The 1,019-nt window shown below is 60.4% G+C and carries 2 protein-coding genes; both read left to right on the forward strand.

Features of this window, described 5'->3' with window-relative positions:
* On the forward strand, positions 1-411 hold a 411-nt coding region (locus AC4FWB_RS34610; RefSeq protein WP_491030703.1), incomplete at its 5' end, for a tetratricopeptide repeat protein.
* 14 nt (positions 412-425) lie between these two features.
* Entirely contained in the window at positions 426-893 is a 468-nt protein-coding gene (locus tag AC4FWB_RS34615) for a hypothetical protein (protein WP_491030705.1), read from the forward strand.
* Positions 894-1,019 lie beyond the last annotated feature (126 nt).

Raw genomic sequence — 1,019 nt, forward strand, 5'->3', positions numbered from 1 at the left:
ACACTGTGCCCGAACTCAGCCGATCTTCTGGTCCAGTATGCGGACGCCCTGTCGCATCTGGATCATCCGGACCAGGGCTGGGCCAAGTTCGAGCAGGCGATCGATCTCAACCCGCTGCCGCCCGATCATTATTGGTGGGCCGGCGCCAGTATCGCTTTCCACCAGCAGTCGTTTGAGAAGACCATCGAGTTGTGCGGCAAACTTGCCGATGACGAGCCTGTCCTTTCCATGCTGGCTGCCTGTCACGCCCAGCTTGGCCAGATGGAGCAGGCGCGATCTTACGGCCGGCGCCTGAGGGAGCTGTTTCCAAAGGGGACGGCGATCGAAAAAAGTAAGCGGGTCTCGCCGGATCGCTCGGCGACGCACCGCGCGATGCACCTAGAGGGACTTCGGCTCGCGGGAGCTATTTGACTGGGGAGACGGAAATGATCGCAAAGACCTATCAGAGAGCCTATGTCATCGGCGACAAGGAAACCGGCGTACTTATACTGACGCTCAATCCACTGCGCGCCGCGTTGGTGGAGCGCGACAAAATCCAGGAATATGCGGACCGCCATAAGCTCACATTCGCCACCGTCTTCGGGCAGGTAGCGGCGGCGATCAAGGGACTTATACTCGAGACAGATCCCCCGGGTGGGCCGGCAAAGGGCGACATGGTCTTGACCGCTTTCGCCGAGCTGATCGGGCGGGGCGCGACCGTAACGGACGCGGAGTTCTGCTTCATTTCCGATGTCGACACGTCAAAATGGAGGACCAAGAGGAGCGGTTTCCTTCCGATCGAACCCATCATCACCGACCTTGATGCCTTCAGGCAAGGCGATGTGCTGAAGTCGGAGTTGATGGGCCCTGGCGACAAATCAAAAACCGGCAAGGCGCCAGCCAAATCCAAATGATCTGACATCGCCGTGGTCTGCAACCTCGACGATCTGGCCGAGGAGGCGCGTGCGCTTGGCCGGCGGTTGCAATCGCCGGCAAGGCACAATTTGGCGGCACGCTCGAACGGGCCGGATGTGGATGCG

Source organism: Mesorhizobium sp. LEGMi-168a, assembly GCF_058312955.1.

What these genes read in the sequence shown, in the direction of transcription:
- AC4FWB_RS34615 (WP_491030705.1), top strand. Translation starts at nt 426, where the DNA reads ATGATCGCAAAGACCTATCAGAGAGCCTATGTCATCGGCGACAAGGAA.